Source organism: Neobittarella massiliensis (ex Bilen et al. 2018) (assembly GCF_014269355.1).
GTDB classification, from domain to species: Bacteria; Bacillota; Clostridia; order Oscillospirales; family Ruminococcaceae; genus Neobittarella; species Neobittarella massiliensis.
The window spans coordinates 1,362,703-1,385,203 of the sequence record NZ_JACOGI010000001.1; the positions used below are offsets into that span (position 1 = coordinate 1,362,703).

Consider the following 22,501-nt stretch of genomic DNA (forward strand, 5'->3'; position numbering starts at 1 on the left):
CGCCCCCGCCGCGCAAAAGATCGCCGCGCAGCATGTATTTTCTCTTGCTATTTGAGTGGATATCCCCTATAATCATAACACGACTATTTTAGTATACTTTAATCAAAACACTGCCAGTAAGAGGAGTCAGAGCACATGCAGATCATCAAGCGCAGCGGACAAAAACAGACCTACGCCCCCGGCAAGATCACCGCCGCCATCCAAAAGGTGTTTGTCAGCACCGGCCAACCGGCGCCGCCGTCTGTCCTAAACGACCTGCTTTCCCGAATCGAGGCCCTCCTGGGCCCAGGGGCCGACCGCCCGGTCGAGCAGATACAGGATAAAGTCGAGCAGGCACTCATGGAGAGCGGCTTTTACCCCCAGGCCAAAAGCTACATCCTCTACCGCCAAAAGCGCACCGCACTGCGCGATCTGCGCGCCAGTCTCGCCACTGCCGCCGGCGATCCCCAGCTGCTGCCCTGCCTGGAAAAGATCCAGCGCGACTTTCCCGAGCAGGCCTACAGCCTGCAGGCGCTGCAGATCAAATTCACCAGCTTTCTCAAGGCGGATATGCCCGCAGATGAGCGCCTGACGGCGCTCATCAAAGCGGCGGTGGAGCTCACCACCAAAGAGGCCCCCCAGTGGGAGATGATCGCCGCCCGGCTGTTGCGCCACCAATTCTCACAGCGCCTCGCGCGCGAGATGGATAAGCGCGGCCTGCACACCTTCTCCCAAAAGGTTCGCTACCTCACCGAGGAGGGGCTCTACGGCCGCTACATCAGCGAGCACTACACCGCGCCTGAGCTGGAGGCCGCCGCCGCATTCCTTTGTCCCGAGCGCGACGACCTGTTCACCTATTCCGGGCTCGACCTGCTGCTGCAGCGGTACGTCATCTCCACCCACGACCATATCCCCCTCGAGTCCCCGCAAGAGATGTTTCTCGGCATCGCCCTGCACCTGGCCATGGCCGAGACCAGCGACCGCCTGGGCTGGGTAAAGCGCTTTTACGACCTGCTCAGCAAAATGGAAGTCACCATGGCCACCCCCACGCTGGCCAACGCCCGCAAACCCTACCACCAGCTGTCCAGCTGCTTTATCGACACCGTGCCCGACAGCCTGGACGGCATCTACCGCAGCATCGACAACTTCGCCAAGGTCAGCAAATTTGGCGGTGGCATGGGGCTCTACTTCGGCAAGGTGCGGGCTACCGGCAGCAGCATCCGCGGCTTTCAGGGCGCCGCCGGCGGGATCATCCGCTGGATCAAGCTGGTAAACGACACCGCCGTGGCGGTGGACCAGCTGGGCGTGCGTCAGGGGGCGGTCGCCGTCTACCTCGACGTGTGGCACAAAGACCTGCCCGAGTTCTTGCAGCTGCGCACCAATAACGGCGACGACCGCATGAAGGCCCACGACGTCTTTCCCGCCGTCTGCTACCCCGATCTGTTCTGGCGTCTGGCCAGCGGGGACCTCGATCAGCCCTGGCACCTGCTGTGCCCCCACCAGGTGCTCGCCGTCAAGGGCTATGCCCTCGAGGACTATTGGGGAGAGGAGTGGGAAAAGCGCTATCTCGACTGTGTGCGCGACGCCCGCCTCACCAAGCGGACGATGCGCATCAAAGATATCGTGCGCCTCATCCTGCGCTCTGCCGTCGAGACCGGCACCCCTTTTGCCTTTAACCGCGATATCGTCAACCGCGCCAATCCCAATGGCCATCAGGGCATGATCTACTGCTCCAATCTCTGCACCGAGATCGCCCAGAACATGGCCCCCATCCAGTCGGTGCACACCCAGGTAAAGACCCAGGACGGCGACACCATGGTCGTCACCACCACCCGCCCCGGCGAATTCGTGGTCTGTAACCTGGCCAGCCTCTCGCTGGGCAATCTGCCCGTCGAGGACGACGCCTATCTGCGCGAAGTCGTCAAAACAGCGGTGCGCGCCCTCGACAACGTCATCGATCTCAACTTCTACCCCCTGCCCTACGCCCAGCTCACAAACCAAAAGTACCGCAGTATCGGCCTGGGCGTCAGCGGCTACCACCACATGCTGGCCAAGCGCAAGATCAAGTGGGAGAGCGAGCAGCACCTGGCATTCGCCGACGACCTGTTCGAGCGCATAAACCGCGCCGCCATAGCCGCCAGCAGCGACCTGGCCGCCGAAAAGGGCCGCTATGCGCTCTTCGAGGGGAGCGACTGGCAGACCGGCGCCTACTTTAAAAAGCGCGGATACACCTCCCCCAGCTGGCGGGCACTGGCGCAAAAAGTGGCCGCTCAGGGCATGCGCAACGCCTATCTGCTGGCGGTCGCCCCCACCTCCAGCACCTCCATCATCGCCGGCACCACCGCCGGGCTGGACCCGCTGATGCGCCGCTTCTTCCTGGAGGAGAAAAAGGGCCACATGTTGCCGCGGGTGGCGCCGGAGCTCTCCCCCGCCACCTACTGGTACTACAAAAACGCCCACCAGATCGACCAGACCTATACCGTCCGCGCCTGCGGCGTGCGGCAGCGCCACATCGATCAGGCCCAGAGCGTCAACCTGTATATCACCAACGACTACACCATGCGCCAGGTGCTCGGGTTATATATCAAGGCCTGGGAATGTGGCGTCAAGACCATCTACTACGTCCGCAGCAGATCGCTGGAAGTAAATGATTGCGAGAGCTGCTCTTCCTGACAGGAGTGACCTTTTCATGCGTACACTGGTAAAAAAACCGCTCTTTAATCCCGGCGGTGATACCGACATCCGCCACCGCCGCATGATCGGCGGCAACACCACCAACTTAAACGACTTCAATAATCTGCGCTACACCTGGGTCAGCGACTGGTACCGCCAAGCCATGAACAACTTCTGGGTCCCCGAGGAGATCAGCCTCTCCCAGGATATCAAGGACTATCCCCAGCTGAGCACTGCCGAGCGCACCGCCTACGACAAGATCCTCAGCTTTCTGGTCTTTTTAGACTCCATCCAAACGGCCAACCTGCCAAGCGTCAGCGCCTACATCACCGCCAACGAGGTCGGGCTCTGTCTCTCCCTCCAGGCCTTTCAGGAATGTGTGCACAGCCAGAGCTACAGCTATATGCTCGACAGCATCTGCAGCCCCGACCAGCGCAACCACATCCTCTATCAGTGGAAGACCGATCAGCACCTGCTGCAGCGCAACACCTTTATCGGCGAGCAGTATAACGCCTTTCAGCAAAAAAAAGACGCCCCCACGCTGCTGCGGGTGCTCATGGCCAACTACATCCTCGAGGGGATCTATTTCTACAGCGGCTTCATGTTTTTTTACAACCTGGCCCGCAACGGCAAAATGCCCGGCAGCGCCCAGGAGATCCGCTACATCAACCGCGACGAGAACACTCACCTGTGGCTGTTTCGCAGCATCCTGCTCGAGCTGCAAAAAGAGGAGCCCGACCTCTTTTCCCCGCCGCAGGTCGCCGCCCTCAAAAACATGCTGCTCGAGGGCGTACGGCAAGAGATCGCCTGGGGCCACTACGTCATCGGCGACGATATCCCCGGCCTCACCCGCGATATGCTCACCGATTATATACGCTACCTGGGCAATCTGCGCTGGACCAGCCTGGGCTTCGAGCCGCTCTTTCCCGGCTGCGAGAACGAGCCCGCCAGCATGGTCTGGGTCAGTCAGTACGCGAGCGCCAACATGGTCAAGACCGACTTTTTCGAGGCCAAAAGTACTGCCTACGCCAAAAGCACCGCCCTCATCGACGACCTGTAAATACCGCCGCAACAGCAGCTGCAGCACATGTGCAGGGCACCAAAGTAAAAAAGAGGTGTCAGCGCCTACCCGGTGCCGACCCTCTTTTTTCTTATCTCCCGCCCGTCGCTCTGCACGGTGACACACCTCTCGCCTACTTTAAAAAATACGGGCCCATACACAGTCAGATCAGGCCTTTCTAAATTTCAGGCGCTCCGATTCCACCGCACCGGCAAAAAGATCCGCCGCTCTTCTCTCCCCTTTTTCCTCAGCGGCAGCTGTCAAATATACCGTTTGACTCTGGGCGCAATGCGGTCGTTTTGTAAGGACCGGATATATTCGCCAATAAGGTATTAGCCTGTTGGGTCGTCTACATTTTCCAGTGATAAATGCACGCTGTCGTCCCACCTCAAAATTATTTCTGCTATACCGCCGTCAGGGCAGTTACCGTGTCTTTGTCCAGATGGTGTCCTAGCCTGTTTTTTGGCCGGATCAAAATACGCATGGGCAACGTATCCAAGTCCCCAGTCGCTGTGGTGCTGTGGCACTGCAGCGACTTCTTTCCTTTTTCACAGCGGTGCAAATCGGATCTAAAACCAGATCTACGGTCTGTACTATTCCGGCTCGGTAGAAAGCAGTGCTGTTCTGTTGCCGCACAGATCTCCTATTACCGGCAGATACAAATTACCGCATCTTGTCTAAATACCAAAAACGCCCGTTACCCCCTACCGCTCGGGGGGGGGCTCCTGCCCAAAGCCATCGGCCCGGCAACTTGGGGCAACGATGAAACCGCTGCCCCAATTCCCTGTATTTTCTGCACCTACGAACTTTAAAGATCGGCCCGTATTTTTTTACACAGAACACCAAAATCGGCCTTTAACATGCAAAAAATACCGCCGCGCTCCAACCACCATACCTCCACTTTTCGGTATTTATAGATACATTCGTTGGCGTTTTGCACGGCTGTATCGCTCGCATCAAGGAGAGATCAGGGGTTTATTTGCCCAGCCGTTTTACAAGATCTACTGCCCGCTTCTGGACACACCAAAAATTTACACATGGTGGCTGCCGGATGTGTTCGCCCCTACCGGTAAATAGCCGGGGATATTTGGTGCATGAACACACATCCTTCCAGCGAGATAAAAAAGTCCGGCGGCAACTCATTTTTCATCCGGAACCGTTCCCACACCTATCTGTACCGCTGCGGCGTCACAGCCGCCTTCCGCCCTCTATACCTGGGTAAACTCTGGCGCTTTCGCCCTTCCCGATACAACGGTCCTTTTTGTGGTCTCATAAATGTCTTCCCCTGTTCTTCTGTCCACTCCCGGCCTGCTGTCCCCCGCCCGTACCTTTCTGCGATCTCATCCCCCATACCTGGTAAAATGCCGGGCATTCTTTTTTCTGTACATCAAAAGACCTCCTGCCACAGTTGCCCTGTAGCAGGAGGTCTCTCTGGTTACTGCCCATTTTCATGGACCTGTTTCACGGGGCGCACCCTTTATTCTCACCGCTTGCGCACTCACACAAACAGCCAAAGCAGCGCCGCCACATACAGCACATACACCCCCACCATACAGGCTCCCTGCCAACGGCGAAAGCGCTGGGTGAGCAGTGCCGGCACACAGCAGACCAGCACCGCCACCAGGCTCACCGGCATATCCAGCAGCAGTCCCTGGGGCGAGATGGGCAGTGCCCGCCCCGAGAATACCGCACACAGCGGCAAGATCAGCGTGATGTCGATGACCCCCGCTCCCACGATGTTGCCGGCCGATAGCCCGGTGTGCTTTTTCACCGCTGCCGTCACCGCGATGGTAAACTCCGGCAGCGAGGTGCCAAACGAGATGATGGTCACCGCAATAAAGGCCTCCGGCACACCGGCCATCCGGGCTATCCCGCTGCCGCTGTACACCAGCAGCTTAGCCCCCACAACAATGCCTGCCGCACCCAGTAAAAAGCCCGCTATCTGCCGCCGCCTGTCCCCCGGCCGGGCCGCTGGCCGCTCTGCACTGCGCTCTTTTTTAGCCGTGTAGATGTTAAAGGCCACATACCCTAAAAACAGGAGCAGCAACAGCACACACCCCAGCGCCGACAAACTGCCGCGCAGGCTGCACAGCAGCGCCACCAGGCAACCGGCAGCCAGCAGCGCCCCCTGCCCCCACAGCTGCGAGCGGCGGATCAAAAACGGGGCGCCCAACACCGCTACCCCCAATATCAGGCTCACGTTCACCGTCACCGAACCCACTGCGTTGCCCACCGCCATATCCACCTTTCCCTCAAAGGCGGCAATAGCCGAGGCGGTCAGCTCCGGCAGTGTGGTGGCCACGCTCACCACCGTGGCGCCGATCAAAAACTGGGGCACCCCCAGCACCCCGGCCAACCAGACCGCGGCATCTACAAACCAGTCGCCGCCCTTGATGATCAGCACCAGCCCCACCGCAAATAACGCCATCATATAGAAAAATGTCATCTCTCTGTCCTCCTCTCGCCCTCTATGTGCCCCTTATCGTCAGCGCACATCAAAGCCCTGCTTTTTCGCACAGCAGCACATGCTAGATCATCAGTAAACGCCCTATATAGAAGCCGTCCTTTTCACCGGTAGGCAATTCCCCCTGCTATACGGCCATAATCAGCCGCTGTCCCCACCTCGATCTCACCGCCTGTCCGCTGTCTTTCCCATGCGCATACAGGCACGCCCCTTTTTAAGCAGCGCCTCTAACCTCTACACAATAGCATCATTTGTCGCTTTTCCGGCTGCCCCTTTTAATTTTCATCGATCCTCGCCCGCCTTCACACCTGTTTTTTGCAGATACTGCTTTTCTGGGTACAGGTCATCTGGCAGGTACCGTTTTACCCGCCAGGATCTCCCCGCCCCTCTGCCCGCACATACATTACACACACAAAGTACAGCTATCGTTTTGCTGTACAGCCATACCAGGCCCCCTTCACAGGTTCCCGTTTCTCAAGTCGGTCTTCTGTGCTCCAGGCTGTCTTTTTCCGCCACAGCTGTTCCGATCGTCGGCCGGCAAGATTACAAGATAGATCCGGCATCCTCTCTTTGCTCCAGAGCAGCCGGCCGGCAATGACCACCTGCTTTTCCACCCTACAGTCACCCGGTCTCGGCTGCTATCTCCGCGCCCGATAAAACAGTCTTTGACCGCACCATGGTACAGCAGTGAATAAGCCCCAGTACGAAATACCATCTATGTACCGTCTACCCCTCACTGCCTACCATCTATACACCGCCCCAAGCCCTGCAAAGTGTAGGTCCCCCTCTCCTCCATCTTGCATCAGCGCTTTTCCGCTTTCGCACCGCTCTATGCCCACAAGATCTGTCTCCCGGTCTAAAACACATACCGCTCCATTTTTCTCAGCCGCCACACGCACCCGGTCTTTTATAACTTCTTTTCCCTATCTCCATCACCTACGGCTGCTCTTTCACTCCCCGGGCCGTTCCAATATATAATACACGATATCACTGCGACACTCCACCATAAAGCGTGCCGCAGCCAATGTTCCCAAGTTCCTCTGCCCAGCTCCGTAAGTACTGCCCGCCCATCGGCAGCAGACCCGGGCAAACAGGGTTCCCCGTCTCACCCCTTCTATTTTCGCCCGATCCGGTAGGTCCCCGTATCAAAACATCTAAACCGGCTGTCGCCCTTTTGCTGCCACGTAGGGGCAACTGCTAAAAGATACAAAAAGCTCGTAAAACCAGATTTCCAAAATAGCAGTCAACACCGCGCATCCCCGCAACAGCGTTTTTTCTTTCGCCGCTAAAGCGACGGGGATCTCATGGACTTTGAGTCGACCTGGCCCGAAGATCATTTCTAGCACCACAAACAGGGCAACGACCACAAGTATAGGGCAACTTTACCTCACGCGCAAAAACAGTTTCGCAACGCTCTTGTATTTACGTTTTTTGTTGCGCAATAGAAACTCGGTAAGCCTTGCAAGAAAGGCATTACAGGCACTAAAACCAACAGAGTAAGGTGTCTATGCCGTTTCCCTCAAAAATGCACGCTAACTGCGTAGCATTTTAAAGAGGATATTACTCGTTTAGAGTATCCATTCCTTAGCAAGCATTGCCAAGGGGCATCCTTTTCAGAAAATGCAAACATTTTTCGGTATTGGGAAGTACCCAACGCCTTTTGCCTTATTTTCTACCTCTATAATAGATCCGTATGAGCCCTTTAGTAACTAAAGGAGAAAAAGCGCAACAACTGTCCTCTGTCTCACATCACGGGCAGAACACTGAAAACACAAAAAAGCAACTAAAACAGGTATCTGCCGTCAAACAAATAAGATCCTATATCCATCAGCAACACAACAGCAATGATTACGAATACGGCATAAAAGGTATAGGTGATAGGCTTTCTATTTTTCGCTTTCAGTTTATCCACCCATGCAACCAGCTTGTCCAAAAGATTCAGGCCGTTGGCAGCATAGACGATCAGCGCCATAAACTGACTGACCACAAACCAAATCGTCAGAAGCAGCGTTGCGGTCAGAAAATTTTCTGTTTCGCCGCCCATGAGAATAACAGCATAGTAAGTGGGGTCAGTAAAACAAGAGATCGCAAACACAAAGCCAGTACTTAGGTACTTGATCCAACGCCCATCAACGGCTTTCTTCTCCTTCTCCCCTTTTTTCTTGCGCGCACTAAAAAGCCTTCGCAGCACCCACACCAGAATAAAAACAAATACTACAAACTCCAAAACCGCCCAAACTGGGCTATTGTCCCCGGGTACCATGCTTTTGAGAATATCCACCGCCGCCGCACCAAAAATAGAGGAGAGTATAGCACCGATAAAAATGCTAAATCCCGCATAGGAGAGGAAGAACAGCGTAATATTCGACTTTTTTTCCTGCCGCAGCCCCATAGACAAAAGGTAGACCGCTGTAAATGGGTCAACACCTAAAATGCCTAACCCGATCGTGCTGATTATTTTATGTGTCATCAGTATTTCCCCTATAGATCTTTCGTTCTACTGCGGAAAGATGTTAGATATTTTTCCATCAAACGCAATATCTTCTGATGTTCCTTTTCTGTCATTTCCTCAAAGGCTTTGTTTTCCGCTTATTTCATAGGTAATATTTTTCCCCGAACCAGCGCTTTGCCTTTCGCTGTCAAATAGATTTTTAATTCTCGCCCAGCACCTGCTTTAAAATTCGATCACGCCCTCTTGATCAAGTCTTTTTACAGATGAATCTACAACCTGCTTATTCAAAAGTGTGTACTTATAAATTTCTGTTTGAGTACAGCCGTTACCAAGTGCCAAAATGGCTTGCAAAATAGCATTCGCACTGTCGAATAGTCCCTGCAGCACGCATATTTCGTGATAAAGCTCATCAATCGCATTTTTCAAACGGTCAAATTCTTGTAGAGCGGGCTGTTTTTCAAACCTCATATTTTGAGTCCGAAATATCATTAGAGCGTTACAAAAGATTGAGTTGGGCAAGTCAAATCCAGTCCTGATAATAGCTGTGCGCATAACCGCATAGCCCGGTACTTGGATATGGATCTGAATGCTCTCAGGTATTCAGAGGACGAGCCTGGCGAGTAAGGTGCAATAGCCCTCAACCTAAGTGATGGCTACTATTCTGCTGGTGCGAAGTATAAGCACGCAGAGAATACCTGCTATGTTTGCACCGGTATTCTATCTTTTTTGGCGTGAAGATCTGCTGTATGAGCAATGGATATGTTGACACCAGACAGCAATATCGCTACTATAAATATAAGTAGTCTCCTATCTTTTGGCAATGATTGCCGTCACCACCCACCCGGGTGGTGTGGATTGAAATCACATTATCCCTGTATCATGTCGAAAATATACAGGTCACCACCCACCCGGGTGGTGCGGATTGAAATAGCATTACCTCCAACAACCAGGTCGTCAAGATCACCGTCACCACTCACCCGGGTGGTGTGGATTGAAATGTATAGCATGGCCCGCGTTATAAAATCGACTTTAGTCACCACCCACATGGGTGGTGTGGATTGAAATAAAAGTTGGCTGAAACAAATTATCAGAGGGCTTGAGTCACCACCCATGTGGGGGGTGTGGATTGAAATACCCAGTAGTCATTGCCCGATTTGTACTGGTGCCCGTCACCACCCACACGGGTGGTGTAGCTTGAAGCATACTCCCGTCAAAGCCTTTCGGCAGCCGCCCCCGTCAACGTTTAACATGAACAGCGCATAAATGCGCCGCCGACAAGTACACCTGTCCCTGCTGGTATGCCAGACAAGAGGTCAAAAGCATTTGCTACCTTCGCCCTTACATAGTCTGGTTTCCCTTATATCTGCCTATATCTTTTTATATCGCCACAGGAATTTGGGGTACTATATAGGCACAATGTTGTTATGCGTGTCCTAATCGGCGGGAAAAGCCTTTATTGGCGATCGTTTTCACCGTTCAAGGCTTTTCAATGGCAAAATTTCTAATACTATTTTTTAGCCTTGATTATCATGGTCCCACAGTTTTCATAAAGTACCTTTATGTCATTGAATCCGGCATTTCCCATCAGTTCTATTTGATGTTCGAGCGTCAACGGGATATCGATATGTATAAAAACATCATCAGGTATGTTGTTTACTCTGCGTTTATACGCACACTGTTCAAGGCAAAGCGTTTCTTCTTCATCCGAGCAGGCAATATAATCACATTCGATATAATACCCGCCTTGCTTGATCGCCTGAAAGAGCTTGTCATAAATTTTTTGTTTCTTTTCATATTTAAAGTGATGGAGCGTTTCAAAAGACAGGGCCGCGTCGTATCGTTCTCTTCCAAATGGATATTCAAAGTAATCGGATAAGATCAATTCAACGTCCTTGTCCCTATACTTAGCTTGTAATTTTTTTAACATGTCCTCCGACAGATCGATCCCGGTCACCCTGGCTTTGGGAAATCGCTGATAAATCGCCTCAAGTTCTAATCCCGTGCCGCAACCAATATCCAACAAAGCGTGTAACGCTCCATCAAAATAGTCAGCGATATGGGCATATTCTTTTTCCCAGTGTTCAAGATGGACCTTCTCATAAATATCCATTCGCTTAGAAAAGAAATCTGTCATTTCTTCTATTGGTGTATTCCGTTCCTGTTTCAGCCAATCTCTAAGCTCATACATATACCTTTCAGTTTCTTCTTTTGTTCTAGTTTTGCTTTCCAGCATCTTTACTCAACCTCATTTTTCATTCTGATAGATCGATCGAAAACTGCTCAAACGCATGATCCAGCAATTCCCTTACGGTATCAAAGGAAATATCTATACCATTAGACACGATCTGAGTAGCGATTCCATGTGCATATAGCCAAATATTGATAAAGAGCATTTCGGCCTTCTCTATGGGTAACCCGGTTATTGCCCGAGCATTTTCTATCGACCTTCTATTCCACTCTGCACAAACGATATCCCGCAGCGATGACCCCTCCATGTTCCTATTCATAAACAGCGTATGAAAGATCATTTTCTCAGTTCGTGCAAATTCGATATACGCGATCCCCTGACTTAATAATCGATTATTTTCAGTTATCCTACACTCCATAAAAGCATTGTAATAGGCGTCAAGTTGTGTAAGGATGTCGCTTTTTAGTTCTTCCATATTTTTGTAAATACGAAAGAGCGGTTTTGTAGAGCAGGTAAGCGCGCTCGCTAAACTGCGGGCATTGACACCATCCATCCCATCCTCCCGCACCAATTGCATCGCTGCGTTTATAATATCTTGTCTGCTAATAATCGGTTTTGGTGGCATCCTGTAATCTCCTTTAGCAACTTAAGTTGCGCAACATTTGTTATCATTATGGCATTTCTTTTTAAAGCCGTCAACACACGCAAAAGAAAAGCTGTATTCCGGAGGTCAAAAAGGCCAAATAGATCCCTCTCCTTTTCTGTGCGCTTCACGACTTTCGCAAAGTGGCAAGCTGTGTATGTTGTCAGCCACTTTTTGCGTCTGGTCCGTTTTGGTCAGCCCTGCAAAACACCTGTCGGTGAGTCTCCTCCACCCCCGGACTTCGGGCCAGATTGGAGCTGTTGACAACGTGCAAAATTATGTCCGTACAACGTCAAACAAGAAAAAAGACGCTCTTAGGCGTAACACATATACTTCACCATCCGTTTGAGGTTCAGCGCTGTCGCCAAGAGGAGTCAGTGGTTCTCCGCTGCCTCCAAACTTCACCGCAAAATATACGTTTCCACTGTGTCCCCCTTTCTGGGCGGCAAAGGCACCGTTACACCAAATCTGTCTCTCAAATAGGGCGTCCAGATAGTTCGGCTCGTTCTGCCATGTCAGGTCCTGCCGAACAACAAGGCAAAAATAGATATCGAACGGCTTCCTCGCCCCGCGCTTGTCATATTCACCTAGGCATTTGGCCTAAAAGGGACAGCTCCGGCAGTCCGCCCGCTCCGCCCCAATATTTCCGGTCTACGCCGCCGGCGTTTGCGGTACAGGTCCCCACATGCAGCGCCTTCCCATTGGAACAGCGGTATAGGTCCTGCACCTCGTCGTAGACAAATGTGTACCGTTTGAACTCCACTTTCGTTCTGTCGGCAAAGAGCTGCAGCCCGACGCAGAAGGTGATGCCGAGCTTCTCCAGTTCCCTGTAAGTCAGTGGAAAAATGCGGGGCTGCATTCGCCGTGGCGGTCCGGATGGGGGAGAATGTTTTGGTGGGTCCGCTCCAGGGGCTCCAGATACGTCACGGGGTCGTGGGTGTCGCCCGGTGTCACCGTGACACCAGGAATCACTCCGTGGTCACAGTCCTCCGTCTGGTGGACGAGGTAATGCGGTCCTTGCGGCTTGCCCGGGCGCTGTATCTGGCCTAAATCCGAGTCTGTGCGGCTCACATACCCATAACTGCGGCAGCTGTCTTTTCTAATCTGTTTTCTTTACTGCGTCCTCCGTTTCCCTGTTCTCTGTTCCAGTTCCTCCAGGCATTTCTCTTCATAGGTCCAACCGCTCCCAGTGCTCAGCTCCTCCGGCATCTCCACCAGCCCCTCTGGCGCACGCGTCCCACAACTCGTCGGTGCTCGCCCGCCCTTCGGGTTAAATACCACTGGCCGACTGCTATGAGCCGCTTATTTGCGGCGTTTTCGTGTTGGTCGTTATGGAACATGAGCTAATGCAAATGTACTCTTATAGATGAATGATAGAAAATATACAGATAGACTGGTCGACTGATCATCCGCCTAAAAAAGAAAGGAGCCGGTATACCGTCCGATGTAAACACAATAAGAACACTTGCGTATGATCCAACTGATTTACAGCGTGCCCAAGAGATCAAACACGTTTTGTATCAAATCCAAAACTCTATTCCCGAACGCAAAGAACTGATAACTAAAAGAGATGCTGCAACTATGTAAGCAGTCATACAGACCCACCTAAGTCATGTAAAAAAGAAGGATCTACGGGCACTGTCATGATTAAATTTCTGTCGCCATAGTTGACCGGTCATCCCGAATCTTCCAGGATCTACTAAACATTACCGCAATAGCCAATAGATCTAAAAAAATAAAAACGAGTGAAAAGTCCAGCTTTCACTCGTTTTTATCTCACATCTTATTGTCAGCATGTATATCAATTTGTTGTGTATACTTTCCCACTACTGCAAACACTGCTGTCGGCGCCTTTTACACAGATACCAGTCGTAGTGGGAACACGCCCCACCGGCTATCACCCGGGCAGCGCTAGATCTTCACCAGCTCATAAGCACAGCTGCCCAACCCCAATTTTTCAGCGTGCTCCACGCCGCTACGCCAGTTGGTGGTGGGATGGATATCGGTAAAATAGTCGCCGGTGTGGGGCACTTTGTCAAGCAGGCTGTCCGGCAGCGGCTGCTGGGCATTTACCATATCGGCGCAGGCCGTATCCAGTGCCACCGGGTCAAAGCTGGCGAACATCCCCACATCCGGCACGATGGGCATGTCGTTTTCCGCATGGCAGTCACAGTAGGGAGATACGTCCGCCACCAGACTGATATGAAAGCTGGGCTTGTCGCCAATGACCGCCAGCGTGTACTCCGATATCTTTTTGTTCAGCACGTCAAAGGCCTCATCCTGGGCCGGCTGAACAGCGTCCACCGGGCACACGCCTATACAGCGGCCACAGCCCACGCATTTATCATGGTCTATACACGCCTTTTTCTCCACAAACGAGATCGCGTCGTGAGCGCAGTTTTTGCGGCAGGCGCCGCAGCTAATACACTGCTCCGTCTCCACATAGGGCTTGCCGGCGGAGTGCATCTCCATCTTGCCTGCCCGCGAGCCACAGCCCATACCGATATTTTTAAGCGCCCCGCCGATACCGGTACACTCATGCACCTTAAAATGGGTCAGCGAAATAAGGATATCCGCATCCATCACGCCGCGGCCGATCTTGGCCTCTTTTACATACTCGCCGTCAATGGGTACCAGCTGTTCATCGGTCCCCTTCAGCCCGTCGCCAATGATCACCTGGCAACCGGTGGCAAACGGGTTATAGCCGTTTTCATAGGCGGCGTCCAGATGGTCCAGCGCATTTTTGCGGCGGCCGATATACAGGGTGTTACAATCGGTCAAAAATACCCGTCCCCCCTGTTCTTTCACGATGTCGGCGATCACTTTGGCATAGTTGGGGCGCAGGTACGCCAAGTTGCCCGGCTCGCCAAAATGTATTTTGATAGCGGTAAACTTATTTTTAAAGTCGATCTGTTCCATTCCCGCCGCTCTCACCAACCGGGCCAGTTTCTGCAGCAGATTTTCCTCCAGCGTAGCATGAAAGTCTGTGTAATACACCTTGGATGGGCTCATAGATCTTCTCTCTCCTTTTTGGTCTGCTGGTCCGGTCACCCGGTCCACTTCTTTTTGGGTCGCTCTCATTATACCGCAGCGGCGGGTCCTTTGTCCCCCTGTTTATCAAAATATTTCCATTTCTAAAATCAGCAGTCAGGTGCTCCCATTATGTCAACGCAGTCAAAAAAGGCAAATCGTACCGCCAATTCCCCCAAAAAGGGCCGAATTTACAATTTCGTAACATTTACGTCCCTCAATTTTTCTATCCGTACCGCCGCTTCATTTTGTCTGTATAGGGCCTTAAACATTGAAATATCACCACACTCGCTCTATAATACAGGTAGATATTGGGTCAAAACAGCTGTATTTTCCACTTATTTTTACCTCTACCCGCTCCCAAAGCTCAATATTTTGTCATTAAACCGCCACTTTACCGCAACAATGCAACAAGAAAGGGGTGCTGTTCATGATCACACAAATTTATTCGATCATCTCGGTAGAGGAGGCCCTGCAGTGCGTCGAGGCCGGCGCCGACTACATCGGTGTCCTGGTAGAGGACGCGGGCCGCGGCTGCCCCTGTGCGGTCCCTCTGGAGACTGCCGCCGATATCTTCCGCGCGCTGGCCGGCAAAGCCACCCGGGTCATGATCCCCGCCTCCGACCGGGAAGAAAATATCCTCCACTATGCGCGCACCGCACAGCCCGATATCGTCCATCTCAGCAGCAGCTTTAAGTCCAGCGCCGCCTTCCAGGCGAAACTCGAGGCTGCTCTGCCCGGCGCCAAGATCATGCAGGCCATCGGCATGTCGGGCCCCGAGGCCTACGACGAAGCGCTACAGCGGCAAAAATACGCCGATTATCTGCTGCTCGATTCAGTCTCTCCCAACGCCCAAAATGGCGGCATCGGCGCTGTGGGCGTTCCCCACGACTGGAGCATCAGCAAAAAGATCGTCGATGCAGTCGACATCCCGGTCATCCTGGCCGGCGGCTTGGGTCCTGACAACGTCGTTAACGCCATCCACACCGTACACCCCTTCGGCGTCGACTCGCTCACCAAGACCAGTGTAAAAAATGCGAGCGGCAAACTTCTGTACAAAGATATCAGCAAAGTCCGCCAATTTTGCCACCTGGCCCACTCCACCCATATCTAGACCTCTTTAACAAGAATCACATGGATGGCTTATCCATGCGGTCCTTGTTGGTGCCGCTGACCGGACTTGAACTCAAAACACCTAGTTTTCCACTTACGCAGAAACTTAAAAAAACGGCTTATCTACGCGAAATATTAACATTTTCTGTTTTCCTGTTTAGCTATCTAAAATCGCTATTTTGGCAGTAAAGTGGGTTACAAAGTGGGTTATTTTATCGAGGCCATGTTACCCTCAGTATCATAGCGGACGACAGCGAGCACGATCACTTTGTGCATGGATAATCCTCTCTAACATTATTGATTTTCAGATGTTAAGCCCGCATGACAAGTATAAGAATAACCCTGACTAAATATAGCCAGGGTTATTCTTAATTTCCGGTTTTACCTACACCACCCATGTGGGTGGTGACACGAGGTGTACAGCATCTTCTCGGAGTTCTCCCAATTTCAATCCACACCACCCGGGTGGGTGGTGACGCGTGCTGCTGAGTTCATCGCCCAGTTGCTCAAAATTTCAATCCACACCACCCGGGTGGGTGGTGACCGGGGCCGTCACAGATCAGGGCTTTGTCTAAAGCGTAATTTCAATCCACACCACCCGGGTGGGTGGTGACTGCAATCACTACCAAAAGATAGGAGATTGCTTGTATTTATTGTAGCTATATTGCTGTCTGATGTCAACATGCCCATTGCTCATACAGCAGATCTTCTCGACAAAAGAGATAAAACACAGGTGCGAACATAATGGGTATTCTCTGTGTGCTTATACTTCGCACCAGCAAAACAACAGCTTTTTATTGCTTAAATATCAAGGTCATTTTGTGTTTCAATATCAAACTCAACACGCATAAACACACTCAATTTACAACACGATTAGAGTTATCATTCATTTTATAAAAGCGTAGATTTTATTACAATTATGTTGTAATCTAAAAATATCCTGCTAATATATAAAGCAATAATCCACATATTTTTCATTTAGTCGCAGAAAGGGATGCTTTATAATTGTTGGACAAAGAGAAATTATGGATGAAGTTGCAAGAGATTATTGGCGACTCAGCTAAGACTGATCAAGTGATGAATGTGCTTTTAGGGATTGAAGCCGAATATCGCCAAAGTCGTAGCGCAGCCCAAAGACAAGGTATAGAAAAAGCCAAAGAAAACGGAGTTAGATTTGGCCGACCCAAAAACCCTATACCCAAAGGGTTTAATAAGGTATATGATCTGTACTCTAAACGAATGCTATCATCTACATTAGCAGCAAGAGCTTTAGGTGTGAGTGTAAGTACATTTTTTAGATTAGTTAGACAGTATAGGAACGAACTTGAAAACATAGAGCAATAGTAATTATATCAAAAAGCCCCAACTATCCAAAAGGGTAGGCCGAGGGGCTTTTTATTTACTCCTTAGTTAGGCTCGTTCTCTAAACACTTGAGAGCGTTTAGGTCAATATCCAGTATCCTAGCTATACGCACAGCTATTATCAGGCCTGGATTTGACTTACCCAACTCGATTCTTTTGTAATGCTCTATAGATATTTCGCATTCAAAAGCCGCCTTTTCTTGCGTCCAACGTAACAACTTTCTATGGGTTTTCATTGTCCTTGAAAATTCGACTAATATTTCCATAAAAAACCTCCTTTATGGAAATTTTAAGTTCTATATATGTATATTCAACGTCTTATAGTGCGCTTTTGTAAAAATAGTTAAAGTTCTGTCAACTACACAATTTTCTATTTCAAAAATATGATATTATGCTAGAAGAAAAAAGCCCCCGGCCATCCATGAGAGAGGACAGCCGGGGGCTTTTGTTGTGTACTATTCGGTTTTATCTTCATCCGCACCGCCCATGGGGGCGGTCTTGTCCACCGTATCAGCCAGCGACGCCAGGCAGCGGCGCAAAAACTTGGGCACAGGTGCGCCCAGGTCTCCGGCGTTCTCGACGATCGAGCCCAGCTCGGTGATGATATACCATACCATCACCACTGTGCAAAGTAATGCCGGGTACTCAAATGGCAAGTGTATGGATGGTATGTTGCCGATAATCAGCGCGATCACCAGGTCAGCACCGCCGGCAGCCACTACTGCAACGATCATGCCGGATTTGTGCCACAGGCCTGCCCGAGCGGCTGCAGATCTCCAGGCGCCGTTTTTGACCGCTACCATGGTGCCGGTGATATAGTCCACCAGCATGACAGCGATCCACAACACAGCGAGCCAGCCAAACCAGCCCCAGACTGCGGTCAAGCCGGCAATACCGGCGGTAATGGCTACCTTGATCTTGTTGATAGTCTCCACCATGTCGCCCCCTATACCCGGATCTGCTGGCCCGGATAGATCAGGTCAGGGTCAGCAATACCATTTTTGGCCGCCAGCGCCTGGTAGGTGGTGCCATACTTGGCCGCAATACCAGACAGGGTGTCACCAGACTGCACGACATATACCTGCCCGCCGGCAGCACCAGCGCCGGGGATGGTCAGCACCTGACCGGTATAGATCAGGTTGGGGTCAGCGATGTTGTTGGCGCCCACCAGTGCCGCCACAGTGGTGCCATATCGTCCAGCAATAGCCGTCAGGGTGTCGCCGGCCTGCACTGTGTAGGTCTGCGTCTGCGGTGGCGTCGGCTGCGGGGCGGGAGCCGGGGTCGAGCCGCCCAGGCCGTTGAGACCCGCTGCCTTGATGATGGTGGGATAGTCCTTGTAGGCAATGTTGGTGTCGCAGTGGCCACCGGAGGTGTTGGCGCCCGGCCAGCTGCCGCCGGTGCTGCCGATCTGGTCCTGCCAGATACCGCACTCGCGGTCAGGCGCCAGCAGACCGGGGCGGGCGTACCACAGGTCGTATTTGGTCAGTTGGTCGGGGTACAGACGGTTTTGGCACCAATCCTTGTTGGCGTACCACATGGCATAATATCCCGCAGCCTCCAGGCCGGCACAGATATGCTTGATGATATTTGTGGCCAGCTGGCGGCTGATACCGCCGCGGGCGGCTTTGTAGCCGTCGGCGTCCTCCATGTCAATGACGATGGGCATACGGGGCCGCTTGCCAGCCAGCAGCCGCAAGATGTGCTGTAGCTCGCTCTCGGCCTCGTCCATAGACATGGCATAGCTATACAGGTATGGCCCCCAGGGGATACCCAGGCGGTCACACTCGGCTACATTGCGCTCATACTGCGCGTCGTCCTGGCTGGCCCGGTCGCTGCCATAGCCACAGCGTAGCATGGCAAACTTTGCCCCTGCCGCTTTGGCCGTGGGCCAGTCCACTAATCCGTTGGCATACGATACGTCGATACCTCTGTACATATTATGTACCTCCTTTTTATTGTACTGGGATCTCTCCCAGCAGCTCCCACCCCTGCGGGTATGCGCTGGGGAAGTGTACGTTGTGGTCTATCTTTGACCGGTATACCTGTCCATCCTCGGTACAGCAGTCCCCCGTCATGTAGGGGCTGGTGGCCAACGCCATAAATGGCAATGCTTTGGCTGGGTCGGTAGACCACACAAAGCCCCACTGTGCCGGCAGCTCCTCTGGCTCGGCGCTGTAGATATCGCTGTCATAAGGCTGCAGCAGCCGCACGACGCGGCCGGCAGTAGAGCGGCACACAAAACCAGCAGGACGGGCCAGCATGTTTTGGGTCGCCTTGGCTGCTGCAAAACTCGGTATGTAGCCGTCCTCGGCGTATAACTCGGTGCCCGACATGTCGACAGCTCGGTCCTGTAGATCGATAGCAAGGGCTTGGCCCTGCCGACGCATGGCGTCCAGTACAATATCTTTTTGGGTCATATACTATTTACCCCCTGTTTGAGTGCGGCGGCGAGCTCGTCCCAGGTCACTGCCTTATCGGGCAGCGCCCGTATCCTCGCCTGCAGCTCCTCTTCCTCTTCTGCCTTTTTGCGGGCCGTCTCTATTTCTTCCAGCTCGGCGGCAGTGTAGGGGATATAGCGGTATATGTCCTCGTATTCGTCCCAGGCCTCCGTTGCTTCTACACCTGGCTTGTCCACGACCCACTCCACATCTTTTCCACCATTGGGGTATTCGGCTATGGTTTCAAAATGCCCCTGTTCTTCCACCGCTTCCACGGCCTCGTGGTGCGCTATGAGCACCTTGTCATTGACCAGATAGCCTTTTGTGTTGTCGTAGGTTTCTAGTTCGTTGCCCTGTTCATCTAAAATTCGCATTTTGACCTCCTTTAGGCAGTCCTGCGCCAAACCGCAAGTCTAATACCCGGGGGTTGCACTGTCAGCGCTTGGCCGTATGGTTGGTTGCTGTCCTGCATGGACGTAAAAGCCCAACCGTTAACCGCCCCGAATGATGTGTTCGATCCACCTTGACCAGTTAAATTCAGTCGCACCGCTGTTCTAGCCGGCAAATTAGACTGTGCAATGGCATTGTCCCACGACCCGAAAGTAGTCCCCATGGTACTACTAGCAGCACCTGCGTAAAGATAATAACCATTAATGCGCATCCATGTGCCGCCAAACAAGGAGGCCGGGGAGGTGTGGCTGTATGATATATAGATACTGTTGACGGGATATACCTTGTTGAGCAGGTTTTTGCTGGTGATTATCTCAATCCACGGCCACCAGTTGTCTTGCCAGTCCCGCAATGCCCTTGCGTATAAGGTTTGGCCGGTGGTCCATTGTCCTGCAATCTCTACTGATCCACCAGCGCCGAGGCCAAACCCAAGCACCGACAAGTAGTCAGCCGGCGCACCTGATACGTCGGCCGCCACATTATAGCTATAGACGCCGCCCCTGTTGGCTGTGCGCCCGCTCTCTGGCGTCTGTCTGCCTAAGCTGGTAAGGGCTGTATGACTGTGTGCTTTGGCAGCGTATTTGTCCGGCAGCGCTGTACCCGCCTCCACGATATTGTCCACCGTGTCGATGGACCCGCTCTCGTGCATTTTGCCAATGCCGATACCGGTCTGGGTCATGTGCATGGTGGGCACACCGCGGTCTATGGTGCCCTCTGCCGTCGCACTGGCCAATAGGTCAGCGGTGGTAAAGAGCAGATAAAAGGACCTGTCAAAGGTAAAACCGCCGGTACCCAGATCGCCGTCGATATAGCCGATATATTTAAACTCCGCCCCCTCGGTGGTGATGGGTATAGTAATGCTGGCCGACAGGTCTTTGTCCGCGGTGCCGCGGTACTGATAGGAGGCGCTTACCGCGTTATCGACCGCGCCAAATGATCCGGTCCACCACACCCCCTGCAGCTCCAGCTGGGTCTTGGCGTCCACACCGCTGTCCCGGCGTAGGGTCACCTTGGTAATGCGGGGCGGGGTATAGGGCACCAGCACTGCCAGCCGCTCTACCACTGTCTGATTGCCGCGGCTGTCCACCGCTGCCACCCGTATGCTGCCGGAGGTCACTCCCGCTAGCTGCATGGATACGTCAGCGGAGGCCGAGTATGTGCCAGATATTGAGGCGCCACCGCAGTACAAGATATACTGCTTGATGGTGGCGCCGGTGGTGCTGGTGGCCTTGCTGCCCACCGGCACCGTGGCCCGCAAGGTGCTGTAGCCGCTTATCAGCTGTTGATCGTTGCCGGTCAGCGCGGTGGTGACTGCGTTGATATCCGCAAAAACAAATCCAGTAAAGACCGGGGCGGCTGCGGCTGCGTCTACCGTGGCATTGCCGGTGGCCTGGACCGTGCCGCACAGATGGTCATAGTGATAGCAGTGGCAGACGATCTTGGCGGTGGCGGTATTGCTGTTGGGTGTCGCGGCATACTCGGCGGAGATTTCGGCCGCGGTGGGGGTGTAGGCATAACTGGTGCCCACGTTGGTGCCGGTGCGTATTTTGGCATTGCCCACGTACAGCTCCACGGTGTGGGTAACCGCCGACCGGGTACGGGTCAGGGTCACCGTATACCCATTGCCGATAGTATGGGCCGGCGAGGAGGTGATGGTGCTCACTCCCGGCGCCGAGGCAGTACCGGATTTTTCCGAGGTGCCCAGCGACCGGGCGTAGTGGGCTGCCGCGCAGGTCACCTTAAACGTCACGCTATTGGCACTGCCCATAGCCCCATAAATGGTGCCGATCTCGGCGGTGGTCGGGGTAAAGGTGTAAGCAGCACCCACGCCGGAGGCGGTGCGCACCAGGGTACTGCCGGCGTAAAACCGCAGTACATGGGTCACCGCCGCCCGGTCTCTGGTGATGGACAGCGCCAGGCTGTCCCCCACCGTCGTGTTGGGGGTAGTGGTCAGAGTACTGCCCCCCACCTGGCTACAGGTGGCAGTGGCCGACTTGGTACCTATATTGGTGCTGCCCGAGTAGGTGACGCAGGTCACCGTAGCGGTGGCGCTGGTGGCGCTGCCCATGGCAGCGTAGATAGACTTTACGTCGGCCTCTGAAAAGCTCCATGTCTGGCTGGTACCCACGCCGGATGCCGTCTTGATGGTGGTGTTGCCCACTTTGAGGGTCAACGAGTGGGTAAAAGACGAGCTGGCGCGGGATATGGACACCGTCACGTTATCGCCCGCCTTAAACGCCCCCATGGAGGGGGTGCTAGCTCTGGGTATAGTAGACAGCGTATAAGTACCGCTGGCCTGGCAGTAGCCGGGCGAGTAGGAGCTGGTGGGGCTAAAAGTGGACGATATGCCGATACTGCCGCCGCCGGTGGCGTTGTGGTATACCCAGGCGTCGCAGGTGGCCAGTACCACCTTGCCGCCCGCTCCGATACTCACGACCTTGCTAAAATTTTGCTGGCCGCCGTTGATGGTAACTGTGCCGCCCACAGCGCTGATACTGTCCCAGCTGCGGGTACCCGAGGTCAGCCACACATCCACCCGCACGATGGAGCGGTTGTTGGTTACATCGGTCTGTATCTCGTATACGTCCAGATAATAGGCATAGTTGCCTGCATAGTTGGATACTGATCCGTTGATACGTGCCAATATCT

At 53.1% G+C, this 22,501-nt stretch carries 16 protein-coding genes; 4 read left to right on the top strand and 12 right to left on the bottom strand.

Features of this window, described 5'->3' with window-relative positions; translation table 11 throughout:
- Nucleotides 1-135 precede the first annotated feature (135 nt).
- Nucleotides 136-2,652 (top strand): ribonucleoside-diphosphate reductase subunit alpha, encoded by a 2,517-nt coding sequence (locus H8K20_RS06265; RefSeq protein WP_186487803.1) that lies wholly within the window; start codon nt 136-138, stop codon nt 2,650-2,652.
- A gap of 16 nt (nt 2,653-2,668) precedes the next feature.
- Complete coding sequence (locus tag H8K20_RS06270) at nt 2,669-3,712, top strand: ribonucleotide-diphosphate reductase subunit beta (protein ID WP_186487804.1); 1,044 nt, start codon at nt 2,669-2,671, stop codon at nt 3,710-3,712.
- Nucleotides 3,713-5,210: 1,498 nt separating this feature from the next.
- Here the strand turns inward: H8K20_RS06270 and H8K20_RS06275 are convergent.
- The 6 genes from H8K20_RS06275 to H8K20_RS06300 form a co-directional block, all read right to left on the bottom strand.
- Nucleotides 5,211-6,158, bottom strand: a complete 948-nt coding sequence (locus H8K20_RS06275; protein ID WP_186487805.1) for a calcium/sodium antiporter — start codon at nt 6,156-6,158, stop codon at nt 5,211-5,213.
- Nucleotides 6,159-7,959: 1,801 nt separating this feature from the next.
- Complete coding sequence (locus H8K20_RS06280) at nt 7,960-8,646, bottom strand: hypothetical protein (protein ID WP_207721464.1); 687 nt, start codon at nt 8,644-8,646, stop codon at nt 7,960-7,962.
- Between the two features lie 204 nt (nt 8,647-8,850).
- On the bottom strand, nt 8,851-9,096 hold the full coding sequence (locus tag H8K20_RS13645; RefSeq protein WP_207721465.1) for a MarR family transcriptional regulator: 246 nt from the start codon (nt 9,094-9,096) through the stop codon (nt 8,851-8,853).
- Nucleotides 9,097-10,135: 1,039 nt separating this feature from the next.
- Nucleotides 10,136-10,861: a class I SAM-dependent methyltransferase gene (locus tag H8K20_RS06290; RefSeq protein ID WP_186487806.1), complete on the bottom strand. Its 726-nt coding sequence runs from the start codon at nt 10,859-10,861 to the stop codon at nt 10,136-10,138.
- Nucleotides 10,862-10,880: 19 nt separating this feature from the next.
- A complete protein-coding gene (locus tag H8K20_RS06295) occupies nt 10,881-11,441 on the bottom strand; it encodes a TetR/AcrR family transcriptional regulator (protein ID WP_186487807.1) in 561 nt (186 codons plus the stop codon).
- Nucleotides 11,442-13,370: 1,929 nt separating this feature from the next.
- The gene (locus tag H8K20_RS06300; RefSeq protein ID WP_154865318.1) at nt 13,371-14,471 is read right to left on the bottom strand and encodes a DUF362 domain-containing protein; all 1,101 of its coding nucleotides are present in this window, start codon (nt 14,469-14,471) and stop codon (nt 13,371-13,373) included.
- A gap of 448 nt (nt 14,472-14,919) precedes the next feature.
- On the opposite strand from H8K20_RS06300, the gene H8K20_RS06305 reads away from it, so the two are divergent.
- Both H8K20_RS06305 and H8K20_RS06310 read left to right on the top strand, forming a co-directional pair.
- Entirely contained in the window at nt 14,920-15,603 is a 684-nt protein-coding gene (locus H8K20_RS06305) for a phosphoribosylanthranilate isomerase (RefSeq protein WP_186487808.1), read from the top strand.
- A 1,028-nt stretch (nt 15,604-16,631) separates the two neighbouring features.
- Entirely contained in the window at nt 16,632-16,946 is a 315-nt protein-coding gene (locus H8K20_RS06310) for a recombinase family protein (protein WP_186487809.1), read from the top strand.
- Between the two features lie 62 nt (nt 16,947-17,008).
- Here the strand turns inward: H8K20_RS06310 and H8K20_RS14295 are convergent, their stop codons facing one another.
- The 6 genes from H8K20_RS14295 to H8K20_RS06340 form a co-directional block, all read right to left on the bottom strand.
- Nucleotides 17,009-17,230, bottom strand: coding sequence for a helix-turn-helix domain-containing protein (locus tag H8K20_RS14295; protein WP_186487810.1), 222 nt, complete (start codon nt 17,228-17,230; stop codon nt 17,009-17,011).
- A gap of 189 nt (nt 17,231-17,419) precedes the next feature.
- Nucleotides 17,420-17,899 (bottom strand): phage holin family protein, encoded by a 480-nt coding sequence (locus tag H8K20_RS06320; RefSeq protein WP_186487811.1) that lies wholly within the window; start codon nt 17,897-17,899, stop codon nt 17,420-17,422.
- Nucleotides 17,900-17,910: 11 nt separating this feature from the next.
- Nucleotides 17,911-18,900 carry a LysM peptidoglycan-binding domain-containing protein gene (locus H8K20_RS06325; RefSeq protein ID WP_186487812.1) on the bottom strand — a complete coding sequence of 330 codons (990 nt, stop codon included), beginning with the start codon at nt 18,898-18,900 and terminating at the stop codon, nt 17,911-17,913.
- Between the two features lie 16 nt (nt 18,901-18,916).
- Nucleotides 18,917-19,381, bottom strand: a complete 465-nt coding sequence (locus H8K20_RS06330) for a hypothetical protein (RefSeq protein WP_186487813.1) — start codon at nt 19,379-19,381, stop codon at nt 18,917-18,919.
- The gene (locus tag H8K20_RS06335) at nt 19,378-19,776 is read right to left on the bottom strand and encodes a hypothetical protein (RefSeq protein WP_186487814.1); all 399 of its coding nucleotides are present in this window, start codon (nt 19,774-19,776) and stop codon (nt 19,378-19,380) included. Before H8K20_RS06335 ends, H8K20_RS06330 begins: the two co-directional genes overlap by 4 nt.
- An 11-nt stretch (nt 19,777-19,787) precedes the next feature.
- The gene (locus H8K20_RS06340) at nt 19,788-22,496 is read right to left on the bottom strand and encodes a DUF859 family phage minor structural protein (protein WP_186487815.1); all 2,709 of its coding nucleotides are present in this window, start codon (nt 22,494-22,496) and stop codon (nt 19,788-19,790) included.
- Nucleotides 22,497-22,501 lie beyond the last annotated feature (5 nt).